Origin of the sequence: Marinobacter iranensis (genome assembly GCF_029207565.1) — a bacterium.
Taxonomy (GTDB): Bacteria; Pseudomonadota; Gammaproteobacteria; order Pseudomonadales; family Oleiphilaceae; genus Marinobacter; species Marinobacter iranensis.
The window spans coordinates 402,910-428,430 of sequence record NZ_JANCMW010000001.1 but is presented as its reverse complement, the minus strand read 5'-3'; the positions used below and the strand labels follow the sequence as shown (position 1 = coordinate 428,430).

Annotated in this window: 23 protein-coding genes; 7 read left to right on the top strand and 16 right to left on the bottom strand. The window is 56.0% G+C overall.

The annotated features are described in order from the left end of the window. Window positions 1–33: 33 nt before the first annotated feature. From sodB to NLU14_RS02005, 4 genes are all read left to right on the top strand, one after another. A complete protein-coding gene (gene sodB, locus NLU14_RS02020; RefSeq protein WP_275704488.1) occupies window positions 34–612 on the top strand; it encodes a superoxide dismutase [Fe] in 579 nt (192 codons plus the stop codon). Window positions 613–871: 259 nt separating this feature from the next. After that, a complete protein-coding gene (locus NLU14_RS02015) occupies window positions 872–2,932 on the top strand; it encodes a putative bifunctional diguanylate cyclase/phosphodiesterase (RefSeq protein WP_275704487.1) in 2,061 nt (686 codons plus the stop codon). A 37-nt stretch (window positions 2,933–2,969) separates the two neighbouring features. Then, window positions 2,970–3,557, top strand: coding sequence for a LemA family protein (locus NLU14_RS02010; RefSeq protein ID WP_275704486.1), 588 nt, complete (start codon window positions 2,970–2,972; stop codon window positions 3,555–3,557). 11 nt (window positions 3,558–3,568) lie between these two features. Beyond that, entirely contained in the window at window positions 3,569–5,539 is a 1,971-nt protein-coding gene (locus NLU14_RS02005; protein ID WP_275704485.1) for a M48 family metallopeptidase, read from the top strand. Between the two features lie 19 nt (window positions 5,540–5,558). Here NLU14_RS02005 and gspD read toward each other — a convergent pair whose 3' ends face one another. From gspD to NLU14_RS01975, 6 genes are all read right to left on the bottom strand, one after another. Next, window positions 5,559–7,508 (bottom strand): type II secretion system secretin GspD, encoded by a 1,950-nt coding sequence (gspD, locus tag NLU14_RS02000; protein ID WP_275704484.1) that lies wholly within the window; start codon window positions 7,506–7,508, stop codon window positions 5,559–5,561. A gap of 32 nt (window positions 7,509–7,540) precedes the next feature. Continuing rightward, entirely contained in the window at window positions 7,541–8,389 is an 849-nt protein-coding gene (locus NLU14_RS01995) for a type II secretion system protein N (protein ID WP_275704483.1), read from the bottom strand. Beyond that, entirely contained in the window at window positions 8,389–9,183 is a 795-nt protein-coding gene (gspN, locus tag NLU14_RS01990) for a type II secretion system protein N (RefSeq protein ID WP_275704482.1), read from the bottom strand. Before gspN ends, NLU14_RS01995 begins: the two co-directional genes overlap by 1 nt. Before the next feature lie 167 nt (window positions 9,184–9,350). Continuing rightward, the gene (groL, locus tag NLU14_RS01985) at window positions 9,351–11,003 is read right to left on the bottom strand and encodes a chaperonin GroEL (protein ID WP_275704481.1); all 1,653 of its coding nucleotides are present in this window, start codon (window positions 11,001–11,003) and stop codon (window positions 9,351–9,353) included. A gap of 65 nt (window positions 11,004–11,068) precedes the next feature. Beyond that, window positions 11,069–11,356 carry a co-chaperone GroES gene (gene groES / locus NLU14_RS01980; RefSeq protein ID WP_007155569.1) on the bottom strand — a complete coding sequence of 96 codons (288 nt, stop codon included), beginning with the start codon at window positions 11,354–11,356 and terminating at the stop codon, window positions 11,069–11,071. Between the two features lie 162 nt (window positions 11,357–11,518). After that, window positions 11,519–12,106, bottom strand: coding sequence for an FxsA family protein (locus NLU14_RS01975; RefSeq protein WP_275704480.1), 588 nt, complete (start codon window positions 12,104–12,106; stop codon window positions 11,519–11,521). A gap of 308 nt (window positions 12,107–12,414) precedes the next feature. On the opposite strand from NLU14_RS01975, the gene NLU14_RS01970 reads away from it, so the two are divergent. Beyond that, window positions 12,415–12,936: an REP-associated tyrosine transposase gene (locus NLU14_RS01970; protein ID WP_275704479.1), complete on the top strand. Its 522-nt coding sequence runs from the start codon at window positions 12,415–12,417 to the stop codon at window positions 12,934–12,936. Window positions 12,937–12,973: 37 nt separating this feature from the next. Here the strand turns inward: NLU14_RS01970 and NLU14_RS01965 are convergent, their stop codons facing one another. The 3 genes from NLU14_RS01965 to NLU14_RS01955 all read right to left on the bottom strand — a co-directional run bounded on the left by NLU14_RS01965 (window position 12,974) and on the right by NLU14_RS01955 (window position 15,487). Continuing rightward, window positions 12,974–13,285, bottom strand: coding sequence for an MGMT family protein (locus NLU14_RS01965; protein WP_275704478.1), 312 nt, complete (start codon window positions 13,283–13,285; stop codon window positions 12,974–12,976). A gap of 303 nt (window positions 13,286–13,588) precedes the next feature. Continuing rightward, window positions 13,589–14,926: an AmpG family muropeptide MFS transporter gene (locus tag NLU14_RS01960; protein ID WP_275704476.1), complete on the bottom strand. Its 1,338-nt coding sequence runs from the start codon at window positions 14,924–14,926 to the stop codon at window positions 13,589–13,591. A 78-nt stretch (window positions 14,927–15,004) separates the two neighbouring features. Beyond that, window positions 15,005–15,487, bottom strand: coding sequence for a YajQ family cyclic di-GMP-binding protein (locus tag NLU14_RS01955; protein ID WP_275704475.1), 483 nt, complete (start codon window positions 15,485–15,487; stop codon window positions 15,005–15,007). A gap of 157 nt (window positions 15,488–15,644) precedes the next feature. On the opposite strand from NLU14_RS01955, the gene NLU14_RS01950 reads away from it, so the two are divergent. Together NLU14_RS01950 and NLU14_RS01945 are read left to right on the top strand one after the other, a co-directional pair. Beyond that, window positions 15,645–16,613 (top strand): response regulator, encoded by a 969-nt coding sequence (locus NLU14_RS01950; protein WP_275704474.1) that lies wholly within the window; start codon window positions 15,645–15,647, stop codon window positions 16,611–16,613. A gap of 393 nt (window positions 16,614–17,006) precedes the next feature. After that, a complete protein-coding gene (locus NLU14_RS01945; RefSeq protein WP_275704473.1) occupies window positions 17,007–18,029 on the top strand; it encodes an AraC family transcriptional regulator in 1,023 nt (340 codons plus the stop codon). A 203-nt stretch (window positions 18,030–18,232) separates the two neighbouring features. On the opposite strand, the gene NLU14_RS01940 is transcribed toward NLU14_RS01945, so the two are convergent. The 7 genes from NLU14_RS01940 to NLU14_RS01910 form a co-directional block, all read right to left on the bottom strand. Further along, window positions 18,233–19,444 carry an argininosuccinate synthase gene (locus NLU14_RS01940; protein WP_275704472.1) on the bottom strand — a complete coding sequence of 404 codons (1,212 nt, stop codon included), beginning with the start codon at window positions 19,442–19,444 and terminating at the stop codon, window positions 18,233–18,235. A 75-nt stretch (window positions 19,445–19,519) separates the two neighbouring features. Further along, window positions 19,520–19,747, bottom strand: coding sequence for a hypothetical protein (locus NLU14_RS01935; RefSeq protein ID WP_275704471.1), 228 nt, complete (start codon window positions 19,745–19,747; stop codon window positions 19,520–19,522). 10 nt (window positions 19,748–19,757) lie between these two features. Further along, the gene (fliS, locus tag NLU14_RS01930; RefSeq protein WP_275704470.1) at window positions 19,758–20,159 is read right to left on the bottom strand and encodes a flagellar export chaperone FliS; all 402 of its coding nucleotides are present in this window, start codon (window positions 20,157–20,159) and stop codon (window positions 19,758–19,760) included. Window positions 20,160–20,189: 30 nt separating this feature from the next. After that, window positions 20,190–21,593 (bottom strand): flagellar filament capping protein FliD, encoded by a 1,404-nt coding sequence (fliD, locus tag NLU14_RS01925; RefSeq protein WP_275704469.1) that lies wholly within the window; start codon window positions 21,591–21,593, stop codon window positions 20,190–20,192. A 183-nt stretch (window positions 21,594–21,776) separates the two neighbouring features. Continuing rightward, window positions 21,777–22,217: a flagellar protein FlaG gene (locus tag NLU14_RS01920; RefSeq protein WP_275704468.1), complete on the bottom strand. Its 441-nt coding sequence runs from the start codon at window positions 22,215–22,217 to the stop codon at window positions 21,777–21,779. 80 nt (window positions 22,218–22,297) lie between these two features. Then, window positions 22,298–23,122: a flagellin domain-containing protein gene (locus tag NLU14_RS01915; protein WP_275704467.1), complete on the bottom strand. Its 825-nt coding sequence runs from the start codon at window positions 23,120–23,122 to the stop codon at window positions 22,298–22,300. A 152-nt stretch (window positions 23,123–23,274) separates the two neighbouring features. Further along, window positions 23,275–25,377, bottom strand: a complete 2,103-nt coding sequence (locus NLU14_RS01910) for a motility associated factor glycosyltransferase family protein (protein ID WP_275704466.1) — start codon at window positions 25,375–25,377, stop codon at window positions 23,275–23,277. Between the last annotated feature and the right edge of the window lie 144 nt (window positions 25,378–25,521).

The window sequence follows — 25,521 nt, the reverse complement described above, 5'->3', positions numbered from 1 at the left end:
ACATAAACAGAGAGAACCAGGGAGAACGACCTCATGGCATTTGAACTTCCCGCACTGCCTTATGAAAAAAACGCACTGGAACCACACATCTCTCAGGAGACTCTTGAGTACCATTACGGTAAGCACCACAACACCTACGTTACCAAGCTCAACGGCCTGATCGAAGGTACAGACAACGCCAACAAGTCGCTCGAAGACATCATCAAGAGCGCCAGTGGCCCGCTGTTCAACAACGCAGCCCAGGTCTGGAACCACACCTTCTACTGGCACTGCATGAGCCCCAATGGCGGTGGCGAGCCCACCGGTGCAGCCAAAGAGGCTATCGAGAAGGCCTTCGGCTCCTTCGAAGACTTCAAGAAAGAGTTTAATGACAAGGCCGCCAACAACTTCGGCTCCGGCTGGACCTGGCTGGTAAAGAAAGCAGACGGCAGCGTCGGCATTGTGAACACCAGCAACGCCGAAACTCCGCTGACGACTGCGGACAAGCCGGTTCTGACGGTAGACATCTGGGAGCACGCGTACTACATCGACTACCGCAATTCCCGGCCGAATTACCTGGAAGCATTCTGGAAGTTGGTGAACTGGGATTTCGTGAACGAAAACCTGGCGTAACAGCCCTTCAGATAGCCTTCTGATAAAACTGCATTCGAAAACGCCCGCCCTGTTTGCGGGCGTTTTCGTATCTGCGATATAACAGACCTTACAAATTGATACACCCGAAGCCTGAAATATCTGGAAGAATTGCCGATACTGAATACAGTTACTGAAGACTGAACCCTGTTCAGAGAAGAAAAAGTCAGCCGAGAGCCCCTTTTACCCCAGGAAATCGGTACCGGGTCTCACTCAGTTGGAACGAATCAAACAGGCCTCCATGCAAAATTCCTATGAGGTAGAACATCGCCTGGGGTACCGGGTGCTGCGATGGGTACTCGCTGTGGCGTTAATCAGTGGGGTCGTCGTCAGCACCATACAGGTCATCCTTGATGCCGGGCGGGTATCAAAGTCCCTTGATGAGCAAGCACGCCAGACCATGGCACTGGTCAGGGACGCATCCACACAGGCCGTTTTCAGTATCGACGCCGATCTGGCCCAACAGGTAGTCGATGGCCTGTTCGCCCAGGAAGCCATTCACATAGCACGCATTACCCACCCGGATGGTGAACCTCTTGGCAGCCGTGAGCGCCCCCTGCAGGAAAGCCCATTCCGGCAGATCACGGATCCCATCTTCGAATCCGAACGGTACTACCGGGAGGAACTTTCCAGGAGCGGCAGCGCCAACAACATCTATGGCTACCTTGAACTGCGTTACGACACCGGCCCGGCCGCCCGGACATGGCTTGAACGCGCTTCGGTAACCTTCGCTTCAGGTATCGCCATTGCCGTTATTCTCGGCATGGTGCTGTTCGTGGTTTTCCATCTGTTGCTGACACGCCCGCTCCTGCGGATTGTCGAGTCCGTTAAACAGGTGGACCCGGACCACCCGGACGACAACCTGATTCACCTCCCCCACGGGCACCAGAGAGATGAACTGGGCCTCTGGGTTAATGCCACCAACAATCTCCTGGTTGCGATTGGCGATAGCCAGACCCGGCATCGGGAAGCGGAAGATCGCGTTACCCGCCTCGCCCGGTATGATCAACTGACTGGCCTCCCAAGCCGGGACACCTTTATGGAATTGCTCCAGGCCGATCTCGAGGACGCCCACGAGGCGAAAACGGTCCTTTCGCTGGTCTGTTGCGGCATTGATGACTTCAAGTCCATCAACGAGCAATGCGGCTTCCGCACTGGTGACATGATCCTGCAGACGGTGGCTGATCGTCTTACCCAGAACCTCAGCGGCACACGCTTTACCATCGCCCGCCTGGGCAGTGACCAGTTTGTTATCGTGGAAAAAGGCCTGCGGGACGGGTTTCAGGCGGCGGATACGGCAGACCGCATCCTGGCCTTCCTGGGCAGCCCCATGATCTTTGAAGATCAGATCGTCACCATGACGGCAACCCTTGGCATTGCTCTATATCCTAACGACACGGAGAAGGCCGACAGACTGCTTCAAAGTGCCGAGCAAACCATGGCACTGGCCAAGGAAAGCGGACACAACTACTTCCAGTTCTATGTGGCCAGCGTCGACCAGGAAATCCGCGAACGCAAACAGCTTGAGAAAGACCTGTCCGTTGCGCTGCACAACCACCAGTTCCATCTTGTCTACCAACCACAGGTCAACCTGGAAACCCACCGGATTATTGGCGCAGAAGCACTCATTCGCTGGGAACACCCGGAAAAAGGCCTGATCCCCCCGGACGAATTTATTCCAGTCTCCGAAATGAACGGCAGCATCGTGGAAATTGGCCAGTGGGTACTTGACCAGGCGTGCTGGCAAGCTGCGCGCTGGGCCAGCAACGGCATGCCACTGCGGATTGCCGTCAACCTTTCAGCAGTACAACTGCGCCAGGACACCATTGTTGACGACATACTCGACACCCTGAAGCGCCACCATATCCCCGCCGGGCGCCTGGAACTGGAAGTAACCGAAACCAGCTTCATGACCAACCTCGAAGAAGCCGTCGACAAACTGAAGCGCTTGCATAAAGCCGGCATCAGCATTGCGGTGGATGATTTCGGTACCGGCTATTCCTCGCTGACCTACCTCAAGCGCATGCCGGTCCAGCACCTGAAAATCGACAAGCAGTTCATTCGTGACCTGCTGGTGAACGAAGAAGACACCCGCATTGCCAACACCATCATTGACCTTGGCAAGAGCCTGAACCTGACCGTAGTGGCGGAAGGCGTTGAGACAGCGGAACAGGAATATTACCTCGCCCAGAGGGGATGCAAACTGGCACAGGGTTATTTCTTCAGCAAACCGCTGAAACCCCACGAATTTGAGATCTTTGTTGCTGGCTTTCACAGTAAAATCGTCGAAAATAATGCCTGAACACTGAACCGCCCCACCAGGAACGCAAGGAGTCGCTATGGGAACCACACTGATTGGCCTGATCGTCACTGCCGTTGTCGTTTTCTACATCGTTTTTATCTACAACCGCCTGGTCTCCCTGCGAAACCAGTTCAAGAACGGATTTGCCCAGATTGATGTGCAACTGCAGCGCCGCCACGACCTGATTCCCAACCTGGTGGAAGCGGCCAAGGCCTACCTCTCCCATGAGCGCAACACCCTCACCGAAGTGATGGAGGCCCGAAACAATGCCGTCAGCGCCCAGAAGGACGCCGCCGGCGACCCGGCCGACGGCGGCAAGATCCAGCGCCTGGGCAGTGCCGAAAACATGCTGTCCAAGGCCCTGGCCAATTTCTACGCCGTGGCAGAAAACTACCCGGAACTGAAAGCCAACGAAACCATCCAGCAGTTGATGGAAGAGCTTTCCAGTACCGAGAACCGGGTGTCCTTCGCCCGCCAGGCCTACAATGACGGCGTCATGAGCTACAACATCTTCCGTGAGCAGTTCCCCAACAACATCGTGGCCGGCCTGTTCGCCTTCAAACCATCCTCCCAGTTAGAGCTGGAGTCTCCTGAAGCCCGCCAGGCACCCAAAGTCGCCTTCTGAGGCGGGTTGCCATGGCACATCCCGGATTTTTCCAGCGTCAGGCCAGTGCCCGCCGGAACACAGGACTGCTTGTGGTCCTGTTTCTGGCGGCCGTGGCCATCATCACGCTTGCCGTTTGCCTGGTGGGCTACCTGGTCACCCGCAGCGAATACACCGGGCTGGCATTTGCAGACTGGCTACTGAGCCGGCATGGCCTGTTCACCGCACTTGCCGTTGTTGCCCTGATTGGCGCTGGTTCGCTGATCCGCTGGGCCGACCTGTCAGGCGGTGGTGATCGGGTGGCGAAAATGGTTGGTGCACGCGCTATCGACCCCGACACCAGAGATTCCGACGAACGCCGGTTGCGCAATATTGTCGAGGAAATGTCCATCGCCAGCGGCATCAGTGTGCCGGAACTCTACGTGATGGACCATGAAACCGGTATCAACGCCTTTGTAGCCGGCTATACGCCCGGTGAAGCAGTGATGGTGGTTACCCATGGTGCCCTGACCCAACTCACCCGTGACGAGCTCCAGGGCGTCGTGGGCCACGAGTTCAGCCATGTCCTGAACGGCGATATGCGCCTGAATGTCCGGTTGATTGCCATCCTGGCCGGCATCCTGATGATCGGCCAGATTGGCGCCTTCCTGCTGAGAATGTCGTTCCACCGCACTCACCTTTCCACCCGCTCATCCCGGGACCGGCGTGGCGAAGCGATTTTCGGGCTGGTGGGACTGGCGCTACTGGTCATCGGTTATGTGGGCGTGTTCTTTGGAAGGCTGATCCAGTCGGCAGTCTCGCGGCAACGGGAAATGCTGGCAGACGCCTCCTCCGTGCAGTTTACCCGCAACCCCGAAGGCATTGCCGGCGCCCTGTTCAAGATCGGCCTCAAAGGCGGCTACCTGGACACCACCAGCCACGCCAGCGACATGAACCATATGTGTTTCGGCGAAAGCACACGCATGAAATTCGCGGCATTGCTGGCCTCGCACCCTCCGGTACAGGAACGCATTGAAGCCATCCAGCCGGGGATGTTTGCCCGCCTTCGCAGCCGCCTGCGGGACAGTGAACCGGAGAGCGCCCTGCGATCGGTTGGTTCATCCCCCGCAGCCACCGGTAACACAAGCACGCATGAGGCAATATCAGGCTTCAGTTCTGGTGCGGGTGCCTCAACTTCACCCTTGAACACCCAACCACCACAAAGGCTCTCGGCTGCGGTGGGTACGGTGAACAAGCGCAGCGAAGACTACGCTGTTGACCTGCTCAACAGTCTGCCCTCCACCTTCCGCAACCTGCTCTATACCCGGGCAGGCGCCATCCAGCTGTGTTACGCACTGCTGATTTACTATTTACCGTCGCAGTCACAGCAGGAGCGACTTTCACTGATTACTGCCGGGTCACTCTTCGCCCCCAATCCTGAACTGCTGGATAAACTGCTGCCTGCCCTCGCATCGCTGGGTGATGCAGTACGCTTCCCCGCCCTGGAACTGGCCATGCCGGCCCTGCGAAAACTTGACCCCGAAGAACGCCGCCAACTGATATCAAGCACGGAAGCACTGATTCGGGCGGACAATCGGTTAAGTCTGTACGAGCTGGCCCTGCACACATTCCTGCGCCGCCACCTGGCAGGAGATTCTGCGCGGGTTGTGCCGACACGACACCGCAGCTACCGGCCGGTAATCGCCCAGTTGCAGGTTTTGTTCAGCCTGATGGCAAGGGCTGGTGCGGAGGACAGCGCTGGAAGCCAGAGACTGTTTGATGAGGCGATGGCGGGCTTTACAACGGGACGTGCCAGGCCGGAACTGCTGGAAACCGTCTCCATCAAACACCTGCGCAACGCGCTGCTGGAACTGAACACACTATCCCCACTGCTCAAGCCAGGTATTCTTGATGCCTGCGGCCACTGCGTGCTTGCAGACGGACGGGTTAAAACCACGGAATACGAACTGATCCGCCTGGTGGCGGATCAGTTGGATTGCCCGATGCCGCCACTGCAGGCCTGATTTTCAGCCGGGCCGAAGATCAGTCCGTCTGCGGCTGGAACAGGGAGTCTTTTGTAGGAGGGCTTTTGGGGTCCGGCAGGCCAAGCTTCTTGCGCACACCGAGGTTGATTTCCCAGAGGCTCTGGAACTTCTCATCCGTCGCCGCAATGGCGTCGGACTTGTCGAGCATAATGGTCGGGCGCAGGAAAACCAGCAGGTTGCGCTTTATCCTACGCTCAGATTCCGATGAAAACAGCCTGCCCAGTAAAGGGATATCGCCAAGCAGGGGAACCTTACTTTTGTTGACCTGGAAGTCGTCAGTCGTCAGGCCACCCAGTACGATCGTCTCGCCATCATCCGCCAGGACCGTGGTCTTGATCTCACGTTTGTTGGTGATGATGTCCGAGGCGGCTTCAATACTGTCCCCGATACTTTCCGTCGACTGTTCCACCACCAGGCGCACAAGCCCATCGGCACTGATGGTCGGCGTGACTTTCAGGGTCAGGCCGATATCCCGGCGCTCAATCGTGGTGAACGGGTTGGTGGTGCCGTCGCCGGTAACGGTGGACTGGCCGGTTCGGAACGGGACGTTCTGACCCACGATAATCTCGGATTCCTGGTTATCCAGGGTGATAATGCTGGGCGTGGACAACAGGTTTGCTGCTGCCGAGGTTGATAGCGCCTGCAACAGAACGCCCCAGGACACGCCGTCCTCGTTACGCTGGCCCGCACCAATGGTGATGCCGCCCACGGCAGGCGCCAGAACAGACTCGGACAGGATAGCACCCAGTACATCACCCAGGCTCTTGCCGACATTATCGAAGTTGGTGCCTGCCACCGGTGTGGAACCACCCGACTCATCACCAACTGCCAACTGAACGCCAAGGTCCTGTCCCAGCTCATCACTGATTTCGACAATGGCCGCTTCAATCATGACCTGGGCGCGACGTACGTCCAGCGCCTCAACGATCATTTCGGCTTCCTGCATCATCGACGGCTCACCGCGCACCACCAGTGCGTTCAGGCCCTCATCCGCAAAAACCGAAAAACTGGTGTTGCGGCCGCTTCCCGAGCTGGCACCGGCACCTCCAGTTCCCCCGGACGACTCCTTGGCCACCTCGCCCATCACGCCTTTGAGGATCTCTGTCAGGTTCTCAGCATCGGCGTGGCTCAAGCGTATAACCTTGGTGGTGCCACCGGTCGCCGAAGGCTGGTCCAGCTTCATGATCAGCTCCCGCATCTTGTCGCGGAAGGTTTCGTCACCCCGCAGGATCAGGCGGTTACTGCGCTCATCCGCAGTCACACTGTATTTGCGGGCTGCGTTTTCGCCGCCACCCTGCCCGAGTTCAGCCGGTGCCAGTTCCTGCAGCAACTCAACCATATCACCCACCCAGGCTTCTTCCAGCTGAATCACTTCCACTTCGTACTTCGAAGGGCTGTCCAGCTCCGTTACGATCTGTTCAATGCGACGAATGTTGGATGAGTGATCGCTGATAATCAGGGCGTTGGCGGCTGCCACTCCGGCAAGATGGCCGTATTTGGCAACCAGGGGCCGAAGGATGGGCACCAGCTCCAGGGCATTGGCGTTATCAATCTGGATGACACGGGTAATCAGCTGTTCCGATGGCGTCTCAGTGAACCTGTCCAATGATTCAGCGGACTGTTTGGCATCCACCTGCTGCACCACCTTGATCACTTCCTCACCGGGAATGGCGGTAAAACCATGGACCTGCAACACGGCCAGGAACAGGTCGTAGATCTCATCCTTGTTCATGGGAGCGCTGGAGAGCACTGTGACCTTGCCCTTCACCCGGGGGTCCACCACGAAGCTGTAACCGGTAATATCCGCCACCTGGGTGACAAAAGCACGGATGTCGGCATCCTTGAGATTCAATCGCCAGGTTTCTTCCTGCCCGTAAGCAACAGACATAAGGGGCATCAGCAGGGCCAGAACAAAGGCCCGGAATAGTTTGGATCTGTGGTTAAGCATCTGGCGTTATTGTCCTGTATCGTTAAATCCGTTCAGCGCCACTGTTCAGGTATGGCATAACTTACGGTCAGAATGGATCCGTCTCGTTCAATTTCAATTTCCAGTTGCGGCTCAGACCGCCAATTCTCAAAAAGCATCATATCCTGCTCAAGATTGCCCAGACGCTGCCCGTTAACGGCGGTGATCACGTCACCCGCCCTTAGGTTGACCGCATTGAGCATGGCATTCGAACCGTCATAGACATAACCGGAACTGCCGTCGCCGGCCGGGCTAAGCCCGTATGGAGCCAGAGCGGCAACGCCCTGGGAATTGAGCTGCTCCCGGGCCTCGCTCAGGAATTGCTCAGGTGAGGATTCCGCCGGCCCTTCCTCCACATCCTCAACCAGATCCGTTGACAGTTGTTCCTCAAAGGTGAGGGTTTCGTATTGTCCATTCCTGCGAATCAACACTCGGCCTGGTTCCACCTCAGCAAGCATTGCGTTACCAGGCAGCACGTCACCCACACGATAGTGCTCCGTTACGCCGTTGCTTCCCGCAACTATAGCACCGGAGTCCTCCGGGCGCTCTCCCACCAACACACCTTCAAGCCTGAGGTTGAGCCTGGTTTCGGGCGCTGACCGCCGCACCACTTCCGCCACTCTCGCCTGCTCCTCGGACCTGCCGAAGAATTCGTGGGCCGCCAGCGGCTGCATCCTGCCGGAACCCGCGCCGCTTCCGCTGTTGGTCGATGCGGGTGCCAGGGCAACCGGGCGCTCGTCCCAGGCAATCAGCCACGTAGTCTGCGCCAACAGGAGCGCAACATAAACCACTAATCCGGCCAGTAACAGATTAGCCAGTAACCAGGGAACTCGCCGGCTACCCATAACAGACGCCACCGCCATCACAAAGCGCCTCCAGGAATCAATGGCTGCCTGACTTTAAAAACAACATCACTTGGGCGTGCGGAATCTGGCCAGGGTTGGCCCGCCAGATCGACCATGCGTTTGTACACCCGCAATTCCATCATACCGTTCCAGCGTATTTCGGCGTCCGCCGCAGGGCCATCGCCGCCCTGCTCCGAGACTACCAGCGCAACACCATCAGCCGTGCTATCCATAGTCGCCCGCATTGGCGGAAACTCTGCCTGGCCAGTGCCGCTACCCATGGGCCAGGTGACCTGACCTCCGGCCCAGCGGCCGACGCCGTCCGCCTGGGTTACACGGCCGTCTTGCCAGGAGAGCTCCAGCCGGTCAATGGTCACGTCACCTTCTATGACCGCTCCTCCACTGCGCCGAATCAGCTCCTCAAACTCGGCCACTGCCAGCCGGCCACTGGCACTGAGGCTACCGGCACCCTGCCAACCCAGACTAACACTGCCATCCACTGAAGACTGTGACGACAGCAGGGAAAACCCCACGGGTAATGATAATCCCGACACAGAGGGCATCCCCAGGCGCCATTCCAGCCTGACAGGATAACCCGCCACCATGACACCTGCCGCGCCTGACCAGGCTTTACCGGATACCTGCCTGACCTGAATTTCCGGTGGGAGTTCAATATGGGCGGAAGCCTGATGCCATAACCACCCGGCGGGCACGAGAACCACCAGCGCAACCAGATAAATCAGCACACCGGCAAGGGTCAGCAGGAACACCTTGCCAGGTCTGAGAAAGGCTTTTGCGGGGGTTTCGCTCATACAGTGTCACAAAGGTGAATGGCCGGTTGCCGAGTCTAGCAAAGCCATTTCGCAAGTTCATGACAAAAAAACAAAAAACCCCGCAACAGTGTGAACCGATGCGGGGTTTTCCGGGTTTATGGGGCCATTTCCCGAAAAATGAGAAATGGTCCGGGGTCAGGCCGGCATTACATCATGCCGCCCATGCCTCCCATTCCGCCCATGCCACCCATGTCCGGCATACCGCCGCCGGAGCCTTCTTCTTCCGGCTCGTCCGCAATCATCGCCTCGGTGGTGATGATCAGGGAAGCCACGGAAGCGGCGGCCTGCAGTGCAGAGCGGGTCACTTTGGCCGGGTCAAGAATACCCATTTCCAGCATGTCACCGAACTCTTCGGTAGAGGCGTTGTAGCCATAGGCGCCTTCACCTTCCAGAATCTTGTTCACAACAACGGAGGCTTCGCCACCGGCGTTGGTTACGATCTGGCGCAGCGGAGCTTCCATGGCACGGCGCAGGATGTTAACGCCAGCCTTCTGCTCTTCGTTGATGGCGTCAACCTTGTCCAGGGCCGCAATGGCACGGATCAGCGTAACACCGCCGCCCGGTACAATGCCTTCCTCAACCGCAGCGCGGGTGGAGTGAAGGGCGTCTTCAACGCGGGCCTTCTTCTCTTTCATTTCCACTTCGGAACCAGCGCCCACCTTGATGACGGCAACACCGCCAGCCAGCTTGGCAACACGCTCCTGGAGCTTTTCCTTGTCGTAATCGGAAGAGCTGTCTTCGATCTGCTTGCGGATCTGCTCAACGCGGGCTTCGATATCACCCTGGGCACCGGCGCCATCAATGATGGTGGTGTTTTCCTTGGTGATGTTCACACGCTTGGCAGTACCCAGATCGTCCAGAGTGGTGTTCTCCAGCGTCAGGCCAACTTCTTCGGAAATCACGGTACCACCGCTCAGGATAGCGATGTCCTGCAGCATTTCCTTGCGACGATCACCGAAACCAGGCGCCTTCACGGCAGCCACTTTCACGATACCGCGCATGTTGTTGACAACCAGTGTTGCCAGCGCTTCGCCTTCGATGTCTTCGGCGATGATCATCAGCGGCTTACCAGCCTTGGCAACGGATTCCAGCACCGGCAGCAGTTCGCGGATGTTGGAGATCTTCTTGTCGACCAGCAGGATGTACGGATCATCCAGTTCGGTGGACATGTTTTCCTGGTTGTTGATGAAGTACGGGGACAGGAAACCACGGTCGAACTGCATACCTTCAACCACGTCCAGCTCATCTTCCAGGCCGCGGCCTTCCTCAACGGTAATGACGCCTTCCTTGCCAACTTTTTCCATCGCGTCTGCGATCAGCTGGCCGATGGTCTCGTCGCCGTTGGCGGAGATGGTGCCTACCTGGGCAATGTTGCGGCTGTCATCACAAGGCTTGGACAGGTCGCGAATGGCCTGTACAGCGGCGATGGTTGCTTTGTCGATACCACGCTTCAGGTCCATCGGATTCATGCCGGCAGTGACGGCCTTGATGCCTTCCCGAACAATGGCCTGTGCCAGAACGGTCGCTGTCGTGGTGCCGTCACCAGCGGTGTCGTTGGTCTGGGAAGCAACTTCCTTGACCATCTGGGCACCCATGTTCTCGAACTTGTCTTTCAGCTCGATTTCCTTGGCGACGGATACGCCGTCCTTGGTAACGGTCGGCGCGCCAAAGGATTTGTCCAGAACCACGTTGCGGCCTTTCGGGCCCAGGGTTACCTTCACTGCGTCCGCCAGGATGTTAACACCCTGAACCATACGTTTGCGGGCGCTGTCACCGAATCTAACGTCTTTTGCTGCCATGTCTTCTATTCCTGTTCGTTAAACCCAATTTAATCGTTCAATCGGATTGCTGCGTAACCGAGCGCTTACTCGAGAACGCCGAAAATGTCGTTTTCGCTCATAATGAGCAGGTCTTCGCCGTCAACCTTTACGGTGTTACCGGCGTACTGGCCAAAGACCACGGTGTCACCCACCTTGACCGCCAGTGCACGGGTTTCGCCATTGTCGAGAATACGGCCATTACCTACGGCGATAACCTCGCCCTGGGACGGCTTCTCCTTGGCATTGCCCGGCAGCACGATGCCACCAGCTGTTTTCTCTTCTTCTTCCTTACGGCGCACGACAACACGATCGTGTAGCGGACGAATTTTCATTGCTCGATATCTCCAATGTCAGGTTAGGTTTGGCAATGATGGTTGCGTTAAAAGCCGGGGCTTTTAACCAACTGTTTTACAGCGGTTATTAGCCCGCAGCGAACTTGTGAAACCTATGTGGGGGTGGCGGATTCGTTTTCAACACTTCGGCGAAAAAATTTTTCAGTTTTTTTTCGATTGATCATCGTCTTCTCCCCGGCTCTCACGATCGTGAGCGTTCCCGTGGAGGCGATCATACTCACGCTCGGTTTCGTCGCGGTATTCCCCTTCAATGATGTCGTCATTCCGGTCAAAGGGATTCTGGCGCCCAAAGGGCCCTTCGCGGCCGCCAAACGGCCCCTGCCCCTGAGACGGACCACGCTGGCCCGCGGTAAAAGTGAAGCCGCCGGACTGCCCGGCCACCACCATCCGTTTCAGGGCCTGGGCCGCCAGCCAGTGACGGGTACCCGGGATCAGGCACAGGAAACCGATGGTGTCGGTCACGAAGCCAGGGGTCAGCAGCAGGGCACCGCCCACCGCCAGGATCAGGCCCTCAGCCACTTCCTTCGCCGGCAGCTCACCACTGTTGATCCGCTGGTTGGCCTTCAACAGAGTTGCCAATCCCTGCTGCCTCAGCAAGGCGGCACCGATGATCGCCGTCAGCAGGACAAGCCCGACAGTGTTAAGGGCACCGATGATGGTTCCCACCTTGATCAGAATCGTCATTTCGACGATGGGCATAACAATGAACAGAAAAAGAAAAATGCCCAAAAGAGCCTCCCGGAATGCACTGTGTCTGGTTGCAGCGGCGATAAACAGCTCTGGTATACTCGCCTCGCTTGTTCACTCATTACCTTAGGGCAAAACATGAAACTTCAAGATTCCGTGGTTGCAATTACCGGCGGCGGCCAGGTATTCGGTGATAACGTCGGCATTTGTCGGATTACGCCTTCGGCTAATCCGACCTACGATTCCACAGGTCGATGCTTCATGTAGGTCGGATTAGCCGAAGGCGTAATCCGACAAACCCGAAAACAACTGCCAAAATCCGAAAACACCACCAAACCATACAAGGACGTATGATGAACTACCGCCGCAACCGCCACCCTGGCGGCACCTACTTTTTCACCGTGGTAACCGCCAACCGCGCCCCACTCTTCAACAACCCCGCCGCGGTTCAGCGCCTGAGAACCACCCTCCGCAACGTTATCCACCGCCACCCCTTCACCATCGACGCCATGGTCGTCCTCCCCGACCACATCCACTGCATCTGGACCCTGCCGGCCGATGACACCAACTATTCAACCCGCTGGCGCTTGATTAAAGGCGGATTCACCAAAGGCTTTCGACAGTATTCGCAAGATAGAGCAGGAGCTGCCAAATTACTCTGGCAAAAGCGCTACTGGGAACACACCATCAGGGACGAGAACGACTTCAACCAGCATGTCGACTACATCCATTACAACCCCGTCAAACACGGCTACGTCGACCGCGCGGTTGACTGGCCGTATTCCAGTTTTCACCGGTTTGTGAGGGATGGGATTTTGCCGGTGGATTGGGGGATTAATGAAGCGGAGCTTGAGGGGGTTGGAAGGGAGTAGGCCTGAGAGTTGTCGGATTACGCTTCGCTAATCCGACCTACGGCTGCCACCCAAACTGCCGCATCGAAATCCTGCCATCGACAACCACAACCCCCTCCTCCCGCAAGCTCTGGGCCTGAACCTCAAACGCCGCACTTCCGATGGGGAACGCAATCTGTCCGTTGCTTCGGATTACCCGGTACCAGGGAATGGCGTGGCCCTCGGGGAGTTTTCCCAGGGCCTTTCCGATGTAACGAGCCTGCCGGCCCAGGCCCGCCATATCGGCGATCTGGCCATAGCTGGCCACCCGGCCGACGGGGATGGCGGCGACGACTTGCCAGATTTTTTGGTCTTTGGTGGGCTCGGTCATGGCGCTTGGGTTTGGAGTTTGATTGAAAACTGGGCTGTCGGATTACGCTTCGCTAATCCGACCTACGATTCCCCCAGGCCGATGGTTCCCGCGTAGGTCGGATTAGGCCCAACGGGCCGTAATCCGACAAATGCCGAAGTTACCTGCAAAGCCAGAATCGGTCCGGGGGTGGGGGTACCTTTTCTGCCAGAAAAAGGTGTCTGAGCGAAGCGAGTTCTTTTTCCAAAGAAAAGGTACCCCCACCCCCGGGCCAGCCTCCGCAGCTGGCTGGGGCCTGCATTTGTCGGATTACGGCCTGGTGGCCTAATCCGACCTACGGGGTTCTTGTTCGACAGCTTCGTTGCGGGGCGCGAGGGCATCCAGGCGTTCTCCTTTGCGCATCATATACACAGCCAACAGTATAGCCGGAATCCCCATCAGGCCGGCCACCAGGAAGAACTCCGCGTAACCGAAACCGGCTACCACCATACCGGAGAAGCCACCAATAAATTTGCCAGGCAGTGTCATCAGGGAACTGAACAGTGCGTATTGGGTCGCTGTGAAGGCTGCACTGGTCATGCTGGATAGCCAGGCGATAAGCGCCACGTTGGCGATGCCGCCACTGAGGTTGTCGGCGCTGACCACCAGCGCCAGGGTGGCGATGTTCGGAGGGTATTGCGCCAGGACCACAAACAACAGGTTGGTCGCTGCAGTCATGATCGCACCAGCGAGCAGTATCCGCCGCACGCCGTAACGTACCACCAGCACACCACCCACCAGGGAACCGATGATGGTCATGAAGAAGCCAAAGATCTTGGTCACGTCCGCCACCTGGGTTTTGGAGAAGCCCATGAAGTCCAGGTAGAAAGGATTCGCCATGACACCCATGGCAATGTCTGAGATGCGGTAGACCGCAACCATCATCAGGATCAATATGGCGAGTTCCTTGTAGCGTCGGAAGAAGTCCAGGAACGGTCCTGCAATGGCGGCGTAGAACCAGCCTATAAAACGTGCCAGGCGAGGGTTCAGGTGGGTGCGTTTGCTGGCTTCGTGTTCAATTTTGTCGGCGATATCCTGGGCGGCGGCGAAGTGATTGACCGTCGGCTCCCGCACGATGAGTACCGTCGCCGCACCAACACCGACGAGCAGCGCCATGACCTCATAAGACACCTGCCAGGACCAGAATTCCGCCAGATACAGCGCACCAGCCCCGGCAACCAATAGCGCCAGGCGGTAACCAAATATGTAAGTGGCGGCAAGCGCGGCCTGCAAACGCTCTTCAGCAATTTCAATCCGGTAGGCATCAATGGCCACGTCCTGAGTGGCGGAGGAGAAAGCAACCAGCAAGCCGCAGAATGCCATCATCTCGGGCGCCACGGTGGCATCCACATGGGCCATCAGGTAGAGGCCGGTGGCAATACCAGCCTGGGCCAGTACTATCCAGCTACGGCGCTTGCCCAGCAGCTTGTCGAGAAGCGGCAATTTTACCCGGTCCACCACCGGGGCCCAGAACACCTTGATGGAGTAGGTAATACCCAGCCAACTGAAGAAGCCGATGGTAGCGGTTTCCACCCCCACATCCGCCAGCCTCGCATTCAGCGTGGAGAACACCAGCAGGAACGGCAGGCCCGCCGAAAAGCCCAGAAACAGGAGCGCAATCACCTGCCAGCGGGTGTAGGTGTAAACGGTTTCCCTGAGCAGTGCCAGGTTGCTGCCGGATAAGATGGTTCAGCCCCCGATTCAGTCGCGGAAATTATTGAACTGCAGAGGAATATCCAGCTCGGCTTCCTTCAGAAGGGCAATGGCGGTTTGCAGGTCGTCCCGCTTTTTCCCTTTTACCCGTACCTTGTCGCCCTCAATGCTGGCCTGGACCTTCAGTTTGCCATCCTTGATCATCTTGACGATCTTCTTGGCCATATCGGTCTCGATGCCCTGCTTCAGCTGCAGGTGCTGCTTGACCAGTTTACCGGACTTGCTCTCGCCGTCTTCGGCCAGCGCACGGGAGTCGATATTGCGCTTGGCGAAGGCCATTCGCAGCATATCCATCAGTTGCTCCAACTGGAATTCCTGCTCGGCACTGATGGTAATGCCCTTGTCGTCCAGTTCGATGTCCGCTTCCACGTTCTTGAAGTCCCAGCGATTACCCAGCTCGCGTTTGGCCTGGTCCACGGCGTTGGTGACTTCGTGCATGTCGATTTCAGAAACGATGTCAAAAGAAGGCATGGTCGGTTCTCACTTTTTACAATTATCCACGTCAGGGCACGCACAAAACGCTATACTGGTGCCCTTCTGGTTGCACTCTGGTTTTACAAGGTGCCAAAGCATACCAAGACCGGGGCGGCACCGCATCTGACAATGGACTGGTGAGTAGTAGATAACAATGCCAAATCTTGACCTTCCCATCCTCGTGGTAGACGACGCCAAATTCAGCAGCATGGTGGTGGGCCGCACCCTCCGCAATGCAGGATACCGCGACGTACGAATCGCTAACAATGCGCCCGCCGCGCTCGAGTTTATCGACCAGCGCCCGGTGAGCGTGCTGATTGCTGACTGGCTGATGCCGGAGATGGACGGGCTGGAGCTGACCGATCAGGTACGCCAGCAGGACGAGCAGAACAACCACTACACCTATGTGATCCTGCTCACCGCCCGCGAGAGCGTGGAAGCCCTGTCTGAAGCCTTTGATCGCGGCGTGGATGACTTCATCTACAAGTCCGACATGACGAAGCAGTTGATCCCCCGGATCTTCGCCGCCGACCGCATGGCCGATCGCCAGAATACCCTTCTGAAAGCCAATTCCCTGCTGGTTGAGAACAACCGCGAGCTGGAAAACAGCAGCATCATTGATCTGGAAACCGGCCTGTGCAACAACCGCTACGCCCGCGACAAGCTCAGCAAATGCCTGCGCCAGGCAGAGTCCCGGGGCGGGGCTTCGGCCTATGTATTGTGTGGCATCCGCAACTGGCAGGAGCTGAAGCGCAAGCATGCGCCGTCGGTTATGAGTGAGCTTGCCGTGGGCATTGCCCGCCGCCTGAGCCACCTGATCCGCCCGATGGACTCCCTGTGCCGGGTGGGCGACAACCAATACGCCATTATTGCCCATTTTCCGAACAGCGATCACTGCTCCACAACCGCCTTCCGCCGGGTGTTTGATGGCATCAACCATAAGGCGCTGAAGACGACAGCGGGTTATATTTCCGTTGAAGCGGGCATGGTGCTTTGCCGGGCCGATGCGCAAAATGGCACGCCAGCGGTGCAGGAAATGGAGCGTGCGGCGGTTCAGGGGTTGGTGGATGCGTATGAGACGCGGCGGTTTACGGAGACGGCACCTGAGATGGAGAAGGCCTGAGTATCTTTGTCGGATTACGCTTCGCTAATCCGACCTACACCCTATGTCTATCCTCGTGGCACCCGTAGGTCGGATTAGCAAAGCGTAATCCGACAAAATCCCCCACCAATTTCCCCTATTTTGCATACACACTCCGTAACACCACGACACACATCACAAACAGACTTCCAGGGATGAAAGCCCTATTCTGCAATTGTGGATTTAAGCAGTATCCCCCATGGCGGAGGAGCCGAGTTGTACCTCCGCCGCTAAATGGGAAAGTCCACAGAATTAACGAATTTTTCAGGCACTTTCGTTCTTTCCTTGTTTTTAAGCCAGCTTTTTAGCTGGCTTTTTTCGTTTCAAACTCCGGTATACTTCTGCCAACAATAACCCCAAGAAGTTGCCGTAACCATGAGCACCCTCGGAACCGCCTCCGTCGCCGCCCTCAGACAATACGTTCGTGCCGCCAACGCCCATGGCCTGGATACCTCTGCACTGTTCACCAAAGCCGGACTGGATGCGTCGATTCTTCAAACCGACGAAGAGCGCATAGACGGCGAACAATTCCAGTCGTTTATCCGGCTTCTGTGCGAAGAAAGCCGCAACCCGATACTTGGCCTGGAAACCGGTGATTTCGTCCAGCCCGGTTCCTACAGTGTTCTCGGATACATCACCATGAGCTGCGCCACACTGGGCGAAGCCGTAGCGAGGATTGCCCCGTTCGAGAAACTGGTGGGCGACATGGGCACCACCCAGATCGTTGGCAGCGGCGACCACATCAAACTGACCTGGGCCTGCAACTACACCGATCCGGTCGTCCGGCCCCACATGGTGGACAACGTCTTCGCCTCCTGGATCAACTACGCCCGCTGGCTGGCCGACAACAACACCGCCTCGCCGGTGGAAGTACACTTGGAACACCCCTCCCCCGGTCCCGAACTGGAAAGCGCCTACACCGAACGCTGGGGCTGCCCGGCCCGATTCAGCGCCGGTGAAGATGCGATCGTGCTGCACAAAGACCTGCTGAACACCCCCCTACGCCAACCAGACCCCCTACTCCGCAAAACCCTGGAAGCCCACGCCCAAAGCCAACTCGCCACCCTGGACACCGACACAGCCCTGACCAACCGGGTAAAACACAGCATCCGAAAACAACTCATGCACGGCATCACCCGCCAGGACATGGTCGCGGACCACCTCGGCATGACCAGCCGAACGCTGCAGCGCAAGCTGAGCCAGGAAGGGGTTTCTTATCAGCAGTTACTGGACGAGGTCAGGCAGGCTATGGCCGAAGACTTCCTGGCCAACAGTAACTTGGGGATACCGGAGATAGCGTTAAGATTGGGCTATAGCGAAACGACGTCGTTCCACAGGAAATTCAAAGCAGAAACCGGGAAAACACCAGGAGAATTCCGCCAACTAAAAGGGTTATAAGTCAGGCAGGCAACACCGAGCTTCAGAGAGCCAGGCAGGAACCGCTTTTCAGAATTGTGCATCCAAGGTCGGAACGAGCAAGGCCGGTACAGGTTCCCAGAAACGTGGAGCGCCAAGGACGGCGCGACCGAGCCCTACATGGATGTATTCACGGGCGTTTTCTGGGAACCTGTACCGGCCTTGCTCAGGCACGGATTAAGGCTTTAAAGCTTGCGGCCCTTCCCGGCAGCAATCCGCAACCGAAGGGCATTCAACTTGATAAAGCCCTCAGCATCCTTCTGGTCATACGCCCCCTGATCTTCCTCAAAGGTCGCAATCTTCTCATCAAACAGCGAATCGTCAGACTTCCGCCCAACCACATCCACATTGCCCTTATACAGCTTCAACCGAACCGTACCATTCACATAGGTCTGCGTCTGATCAATCAGCGCCTGCAGCGCCTCACGCTCCGGTGACCACCAGTAACCGTTGTAAATCACCTCCGCATAACGCGGCATGATGCTGTCCTTCAAGTGCGCCACTTCACGGTCCAGAGTGATGGACTCAATGGCACGGTGGGCACGCAGCATCACGGTACCGCCCGGGGTTTCATAGCAGCCGCGGGACTTCATGCCCACATAACGGTTCTCAACAATATCCAGGCGGCCAATGCCGTTATCGCCGGCCAGCTTGTTCAGGGTTTCCAGCACCACGTGAGGCTTCATCTCCTGGCCATCGATGGCCACAATGTCGCCCTTCTTATAGGTCACCTCAACATAGGTCGGCGTGTCCGGAGCAGCTTCCGGAGACACACTCCAGCGCCACATATCCTCCTCGGCTTCCGCCCAGGGGTCTTCCAGGTTGATGCCTTCGTAGGAAATGTGCAGCAGATTGGCATCCATCGAATAAGGGGACTTGCCCTTCTTCTTCTCAACAGGAATGTTGCGCTCATCGCAATAGGCCAGCAGCTTCTCGCGGGAATTCAGGTCCCACTCGCGCCAGGGCGCAATCACCTTCACACCCGGCTTCAGGGCATAGGCGCCCAGCTCGAAACGCACCTGGTCGTTGCCCTTGCCGGTCGCGCCGTGGGAAATCGCATCCGCGCCGGTTTCGTTGGCAATCTCGATCAAGCGACGGGAAATCAGCGGGCGGGCGATGGAGGTACCCAGCAGGTACTCCCCTTCATAGATGGTGTTGGCGCGGAACATCGGGAACACGTAATCACGCACGAACTCCTCGCGCAGGTCCTCAATGTAGATTTCCTTCACGCCCAGCGCCTTCGCTTTCGTGCGCGCCGGTTCCACTTCCTCGCCCTGGCCGATGTCGGCGGTAAAGGTTACCACCTCACACTCATAGGTATCCTGCAACCAGCGAACGATTACCGAGGTATCCAGGCCACCGGAATAGGCCAGCACCACCTTTTTAATATCAGACATGCCCTTGCTCCAGACTGAACAGAATGGATGTATCGAAAATAAGCCGCATATTGTACGGGACAGCGGGGGGAATGGCTATTGGGCGGAAGGGAGGGGGTCTTGTTGGTCGGTGCTGGTGGACTGGCCGAAGAAAATCTCGCGAAGCTCTCCGTCAGCGTTCATCTGCTCAATGGCGGACCTGAACTTGTGGGCCACATCATGTCGTGCCCCTGCCCGCGACATGTATAGAGTGCCGTTCTGGCCGGGCACGTGTTCACGGTACCTTAATGCGTCCCGGCTGAGGTACCGGGCGAACAGAGCCAAGAGTTTCTGCTTACACCGCCTGCCGTTGCAGCGAGGTGGCCTCCTCACGGATGCCGTCCCAGCCTTCCTTTACCTGGCGGAGCAGATGCGCCACTTCATCAAGCCGTCCGATATCATTTCTCGCATTGGCTTCCCATAATGCCTGCTCCATGTAGCCATAGAGAGCATCAAGCCTTTCCGCGAGGTCGCCGCCTTTCTCCCGATCCAGGAAACTACGCAGGCCAGCCACGATATCAATCGCCTTGAGGATAAGCTTGCCCTTGCCGTCAAAGTCCTTCGCCTGCATGCGCGCCTTCGCCATGTTAATTCGCTCAAGCGCGCCATCGTACAGAAGCTGGATCAGCTTGTGAGGATCCGCATCCGTAATGCTGGTCTGGGTATTGATTCTCTGATATTGCTGAAGACCATTCATTGTATAACCCTCTTACTCTGTCCAGCTGGACTAGCTCTGGTTGTTTTGAGGCGCGATTGCTGCCAACTGCTGACTCACGAAATCGCCGGTGCTATTAAGCTGTGATATCAACGAATCAGCAGCTGAAAACTGGGAGACAAGCCGCTCACGGTAACTCTCCATTCTGAGATCAAGACGATCTCTCTGTTCCTGAATCTGATCAAGGGCGTTGTTCAGGCCCTCCGTGCGTCCCGAGATTGCACCATCGCTCGCCAGATAGTTCTCAATAGTCGCGTCAATCTTTCCGGCAATGCCATCTACGCCATTCTGTTCCGAAAACAGTGCTGTCACTGCCTGCGGATCAGCTTCCAGCTTCTCTTTGAAAACTGAGGCGTCGAATTCGAGCTTGCCTGTGCTCGGCTCAGTCTTGATACCGAGATCCGCAAGGGTCCGGACGAAACTGTTTTCCATACCGGCGGGTACCGTAGTCAGACCTGAGCGCAAATCCCGCTCAATATTCCGGACCGTCGAATCACCCGACAATATCCCACCAATACCAGTATCGGCATTATAGCCGGATGCCTTGTCAATGATGTCTTGAAGCGCGTTGTACTTATCTACAAATTCCTGTACCCGGCTAGCAACTTCGTCAGGATCCCTTTCTATCTTGATAGAGGAGGAACCCACGGATTCTGCGTTGAAGGTAACACCCTCAACAACGTTCTCAATTGTATTGGAAGGCCGACTAATCGATATGCCATTGACTTCAAGCAACGCATCTTTCGCTGCAACCGTCTCTGTAAGGTTCGACGCTGTGCCATCAAAGGCAAATTGGGAAAGCCCCGAGGCATCGGAGTTGCTACCATCATTGTCGCTGACTGAGACCTGAATCGCGTTCTCCACCCCACTATCGTCAGAGGACAACACCAGACGAAATCCGCTCCCGGTATCCACAACTCCCGCAGACAGGCCAGCATTTGAATCGTTGATCGAATCGGCAAGGCCCTGGAGCGTGTTATTACTACCGTCCACCTCTACATCAGTGCTCACACCATTGACTGTAAACGTGAGCGTACCGGTGCCAACCGTCGTCGTGTCTGTGTCAGCAAAGGTTCCCGAAGCAAGCGATTGAGCCTGGGCCAGTTGTGTCACATTGACACTGTATGATCCACGGCTTGCCACTGACGAATCCACATCGACTGTCGCAACCGATTCATTAGAAGAGCTGGTCGCCAATGCCTTCAAGCCGTCGGGGGATGCCAGCGTTTCGAGTGGCGTCTTCAAGGCTTCCAAAGCACTTCGCAATGCACCAAAAGCAGAGATCTTGGTCTGAGCTTCGTTTTCTCTACTATTCAAGCGGAGCTCAACGGGCTGCCTCTCTGCGCTAACAAGCTGGTCAACCAGATCTGCGCTAAAGATTCCGGAGCCAGCACCTAGAGATGAAATTCCTGCCATATCGAGCCTCCAACAAGGCTTGCCTGTTCTATCAGTATGTATCGGCATCGAGCGGCAAAACTTTGCCTTATTCTCAATGCCTTTCAGTAACAGTTTGTAACTCTCTTAACGGTTAAGAATAGACGAAAACGCCGCCAGTCCAAAGGAGTGGCGGCGCTAACGAAGATCAAAGCGACTTCCCGTTCAAACCTTCAAATCAAATAACGTTAGCGGTTCATCCTGCTGCAATTTCTCTGCCAACCTCAATGCAACCTCATCCGGAATCTGCCGAATAACTTCCTGGGTCTCTTGATCAACAACCCTTACGATGGTCTTACCAAGCTCTTGGTCCACTTCAAACTGCAAATCCCTCTGCACACTCTGGACAAAATCATTCAATTGGGATATTGCACGGCCCAGATCTTCATCTTTAATTCGCCCTAATGGACTCGCGGTTTCCGAAGCTTGAGGAACTTTTTGCGTTAGGGAAGGGCCGATAATTACAGAAGGGTTTCCAGAGGATAAGTCTTCTTGAGCCGATACATTTCTGGCATCTGCTCGAGGTGACACGGACGCCCGAGCCGGAGCTTGCTCACTGGAACGAACCAGCTTCAAATCCGGGCTGTTCAGGTTTACGTCATTCATGCTCCACCCCCACTCTCCCTGAATGGAGAAGACCAGCCCTCTCTATCAAAAAGGGCCAGCCGACTCCAATCCACTCCTAATTACTGCAGGAGAGACAGTACCTGGTTGGGACGAGCGTTAGCCTGCGCAAGTACCGAGATACCGGCCTGCTGCAGTACATTCGCCTTGGCAAGCTTTGCTGTTTCAGCGGCGAAGTCCGCGTCAACGATCCGGCTGTTCGAGGCACTCAGGTTCTCAATGTTAGTTCCCAGGTTGTTGATCGTGCTTTCGAAACGGTTCTGTACAGCACCCAGGTCCGCACGGAAAGCGTTCACTTCAGACAATGCACCATCAATAGTCGCCAGCGCTGCACTCGCGCCACCAGCACTGGAGACAGAAACACCGCTGATACCGAGGCCAGCTGCGTTCATTGTTGAGTTGAAGTCGATGGCAATGGTTTGACCAGCGTTTGCGCCCACCTGGAAAGCCACACCTGAACCCAAGCTACCGTCAAGAACGGCCAAACCGTTGAACTGGGTATCGTCTGCGATCCGGGTAATTTCAGAAACACGCTGGGATACCTCAGCTTGCAGCAGTGAGCGGTCAGCGTCAGTGTTGGAGCCGTTTGCAGCCTGAACCGCCAATTCGCGGATACGCTGAAGGTTTGCAACCGTTTCATCAAGACCACCTTCCGCGGTCTGGACCATTGAAATACCATCGTTAGCGTTACGCTGTGCAACGTTCAAACCGCGAATCTGGGTATCAAAGCGAGTTGAGATCGCAAGACCAGCAGCATCATCTTTTGCAGAGTTGATGCGCAGGCCAGAAGAAAGACGCTCGAGCGCTTGATTGCTCAGAGACTGGGACTGACTCAGTTGGTTCTGGGCGCTGAGTGACGCGACGTTAGTATTGATTCCGAGAGCCATGATGCTTCCCCTTCAAAATTGTGTTGTGACATCTTAAAAAGGCCAGCCCCAATCTTTTCTGGAACGCTGCCCTGTTATTCCAATTAACGGCAGCGATTTCCATCACTTTAGCGTCCCCTCAAAAAATCATGTAACGAATTGTTAAATCATACTTATAAACGCCCGTCGGGCTCGGCGTTCATTAAGCGGGTATTGACCCAGGGGTCTTCAGACGGCTCAAGGTCAGACAACATCACAGATGAGAAGTGTTCAGGAAGCTCTTCAAGAAATGCTTTGAAAGTACCGCTCCAATGATCAAGAAAAGGCTGCAAATCCTCATCGCCGTGGGCGAGACCATGGCAGAGGCCCATTTGAAGAAAACGCTGGACAGTTCCCTTGAGAATTTGCCACCCCATCAATTGCACTACCACTGGCGAGCGCCTGCCGCTACCGGGCCCGACCCTATTTAGATAATCTCTAATCTGGTTACAGACTATGATCAGATCCTTGCGACCGGATAAACGGCTATTTCTCATCACTGACAACAGTTCCCGTGCAGTATCAGCAACCTCGTTGGAGACAGCTCCAAAAATCTGATTTGTGTCGTATTCCGGCATATCCTTTGCGGAATCCTTTACTGCTGCCATCACTGCATCTTTCCCTTGGGCCGACGCAGCTTCCAATAACCGGGAGAATGCCTCATCAGACAGCCAATCAGCACCTTCAATCAGCGCACCATCCGAACAATTATGAACTGAGAAAGAAATCCCCTGCCTGTCCCGATCCGACAAATACGTCTCCACCGCACGTTTAGCCGTAAAATAGTCTCCCTGGGTAATAACCTTGGTGCCGTTCACTCCCAAAGTCTCAAACTTTGGTCGCGCTTCCGTGCCGCTGGCCATTTCACTCCGGAACGTCGAAGCAAAGGCGGTTTTGGACTCCTCCCCGTAAACAGAAAATCGGGAGTGATGCTGAGATTTATCCTGGTAACCATAATCCGTCCCAAACAGGAAAATATTCCGAAACCCGCTTGAAAACGCCAAAGCCAATGCTGCATTCGTACATGTCGGCGTGCACCCCGGAATCGCATCGCTGTTCAAGCCAAGAAACGCCGGAATGTAGTACTCGTTCGAGAAGTAAAAGCGGTATTGCTCAAACAAAGGAGGGACCAGGGGATTCACACTAACTGTCGACAAGAGAGTGATGCCCTCGAGACCGAAATGCTCATCTATGTCTTTGAGCATTTCGTAAATCATATAGTCAGCATCAAGCTCGACATGGAAATCTGGTCGCACTCCATGACTCAAAAGCGCTCGTAACCCGGTGCCTGCACTAATGACAATGAGCTTGTCACGACTCGCCTTCAAGCCTTCTATCCGGCCATCAAGGGAGGGACCACTGCCTACTACTGCAACGGGCGTATTCGATTCTTGGAGTATATAGGGTTTCACATAGCGCCCACTAAGTCGCAAATTGTGAAAGACATTCCGAAAGCCACGGAGTTCAAAATCGTAATTACCCCAGTTTGCACCAACGACGGGGAGATCCTTTTCCAGATCCTTTGCGATACGGTACAGGCCCACATTTGCCAAGTGATTGTAATACCAGCAGAGATAGGGATATAACGGAACGATTTCTGCCACTTTAGCCCCAAGCACTCTGCGAACATTTTCCTCTGCTGGATCGGTCGCTATGCAAAACGAGATTGAACGACCCTTTCCGCGAAAACGTGAACAGATTTCCTCCCAGTCAATAGTGAACAGAGTCAACGCGAAACGCTCAGGATCGGGCTCAAAAACTACCGCATCAATGACATCCACCTTGGAAGTCAAGCTGTCGATGTGATAACCAAGCCCACATCCAAGGAAAACCACAGAAGGCAATACGTTTCCTCGATAATACCCCCGGAATGTGGCCGCTGAAACTTTGCTCAAAGCAACACTATCCCTCACGAACCGCGACGCAAAACGGGCGTTGGCCTGAGTTGAGACATACGGCGGCTCCATACTGACGATCGGTTTTTCAGGTGGATTGTTATTGAGGAAATCCGTTACTTCCGAATCTGAGTATTCGCGAGCGAGGTGCCGATACACGGATTGCCCGGAATCCACCAGGTCCACATCGTCGCGGCCAGGCGTCACAATCAGCTCACAGTGACGAGGCTCAAAACTGGCAAAGTACTGATAAATCTCTGGGCGGTATTTCTGGAAGTAAGCCAGGTTTTTTTGCTTTCGCCGAATGAACGGCAATGCAACATCTTCGTCAGTTTCGGACATTTATCTTTCCTTAATCAAAATCTGGGGTGACGCTCTATACCAGCGGTGGCTCAATAAACAGTTTCACGCCCGCCAAATACTCCAATTAATACCAGATTCACCAAACCGACAGCAAAATCTTCTCAGAATCCGGCCGAAAGCGAG

Bases quoted from the DNA above. Each gene is read 5' to 3' on its own strand.
- sodB (WP_275704488.1), top strand. From the start codon at position 34: ATGGCATTTGAACTTCCCGCACTGCCTTATGAAAAAAACGCACTGGAA.
- NLU14_RS02015 (WP_275704487.1), top strand. From the start codon at position 872: ATGCAAAATTCCTATGAGGTAGAACATCGCCTGGGGTACCGGGTGCTG.
- NLU14_RS02010 (WP_275704486.1), top strand. From the start codon at position 2,970: ATGGGAACCACACTGATTGGCCTGATCGTCACTGCCGTTGTCGTTTTC.
- NLU14_RS02005 (WP_275704485.1), top strand. From the start codon at position 3,569: ATGGCACATCCCGGATTTTTCCAGCGTCAGGCCAGTGCCCGCCGGAAC.
- gspD (WP_275704484.1), bottom strand. From the start codon at position 7,508: ATGCTTAACCACAGATCCAAACTATTCCGGGCCTTTGTTCTGGCCCTG.
- NLU14_RS01995 (WP_275704483.1), bottom strand. From the start codon at position 8,389: ATGGCGGTGGCGTCTGTTATGGGTAGCCGGCGAGTTCCCTGGTTACTG.
- gspN (WP_275704482.1), bottom strand. From the start codon at position 9,183: ATGAGCGAAACCCCCGCAAAAGCCTTTCTCAGACCTGGCAAGGTGTTC.
- groL (WP_275704481.1), bottom strand. From the start codon at position 11,003: ATGGCAGCAAAAGACGTTAGATTCGGTGACAGCGCCCGCAAACGTATG.
- groES (WP_007155569.1), bottom strand. From the start codon at position 11,356: ATGAAAATTCGTCCGCTACACGATCGTGTTGTCGTGCGCCGTAAGGAA.
- NLU14_RS01970 (WP_275704479.1), top strand. From the start codon at position 12,415: ATGATGAACTACCGCCGCAACCGCCACCCTGGCGGCACCTACTTTTTC.
- NLU14_RS01965 (WP_275704478.1), bottom strand. From the start codon at position 13,285: ATGACCGAGCCCACCAAAGACCAAAAAATCTGGCAAGTCGTCGCCGCC.
- NLU14_RS01955 (WP_275704475.1), bottom strand. From the start codon at position 15,487: ATGCCTTCTTTTGACATCGTTTCTGAAATCGACATGCACGAAGTCACC.
- NLU14_RS01950 (WP_275704474.1), top strand. From the start codon at position 15,645: ATGCCAAATCTTGACCTTCCCATCCTCGTGGTAGACGACGCCAAATTC.
- NLU14_RS01945 (WP_275704473.1), top strand. From the start codon at position 17,007: ATGAGCACCCTCGGAACCGCCTCCGTCGCCGCCCTCAGACAATACGTT.
- NLU14_RS01940 (WP_275704472.1), bottom strand. From the start codon at position 19,444: ATGTCTGATATTAAAAAGGTGGTGCTGGCCTATTCCGGTGGCCTGGAT.
- fliS (WP_275704470.1), bottom strand. From the start codon at position 20,159: ATGAATGGTCTTCAGCAATATCAGAGAATCAATACCCAGACCAGCATT.
- fliD (WP_275704469.1), bottom strand. From the start codon at position 21,593: ATGGCAGGAATTTCATCTCTAGGTGCTGGCTCCGGAATCTTTAGCGCA.
- NLU14_RS01920 (WP_275704468.1), bottom strand. From the start codon at position 22,217: ATGAATGACGTAAACCTGAACAGCCCGGATTTGAAGCTGGTTCGTTCC.
- NLU14_RS01915 (WP_275704467.1), bottom strand. From the start codon at position 23,122: ATGGCTCTCGGAATCAATACTAACGTCGCGTCACTCAGCGCCCAGAAC.
- NLU14_RS01910 (WP_275704466.1), bottom strand. From the start codon at position 25,377: ATGTCCGAAACTGACGAAGATGTTGCATTGCCGTTCATTCGGCGAAAG.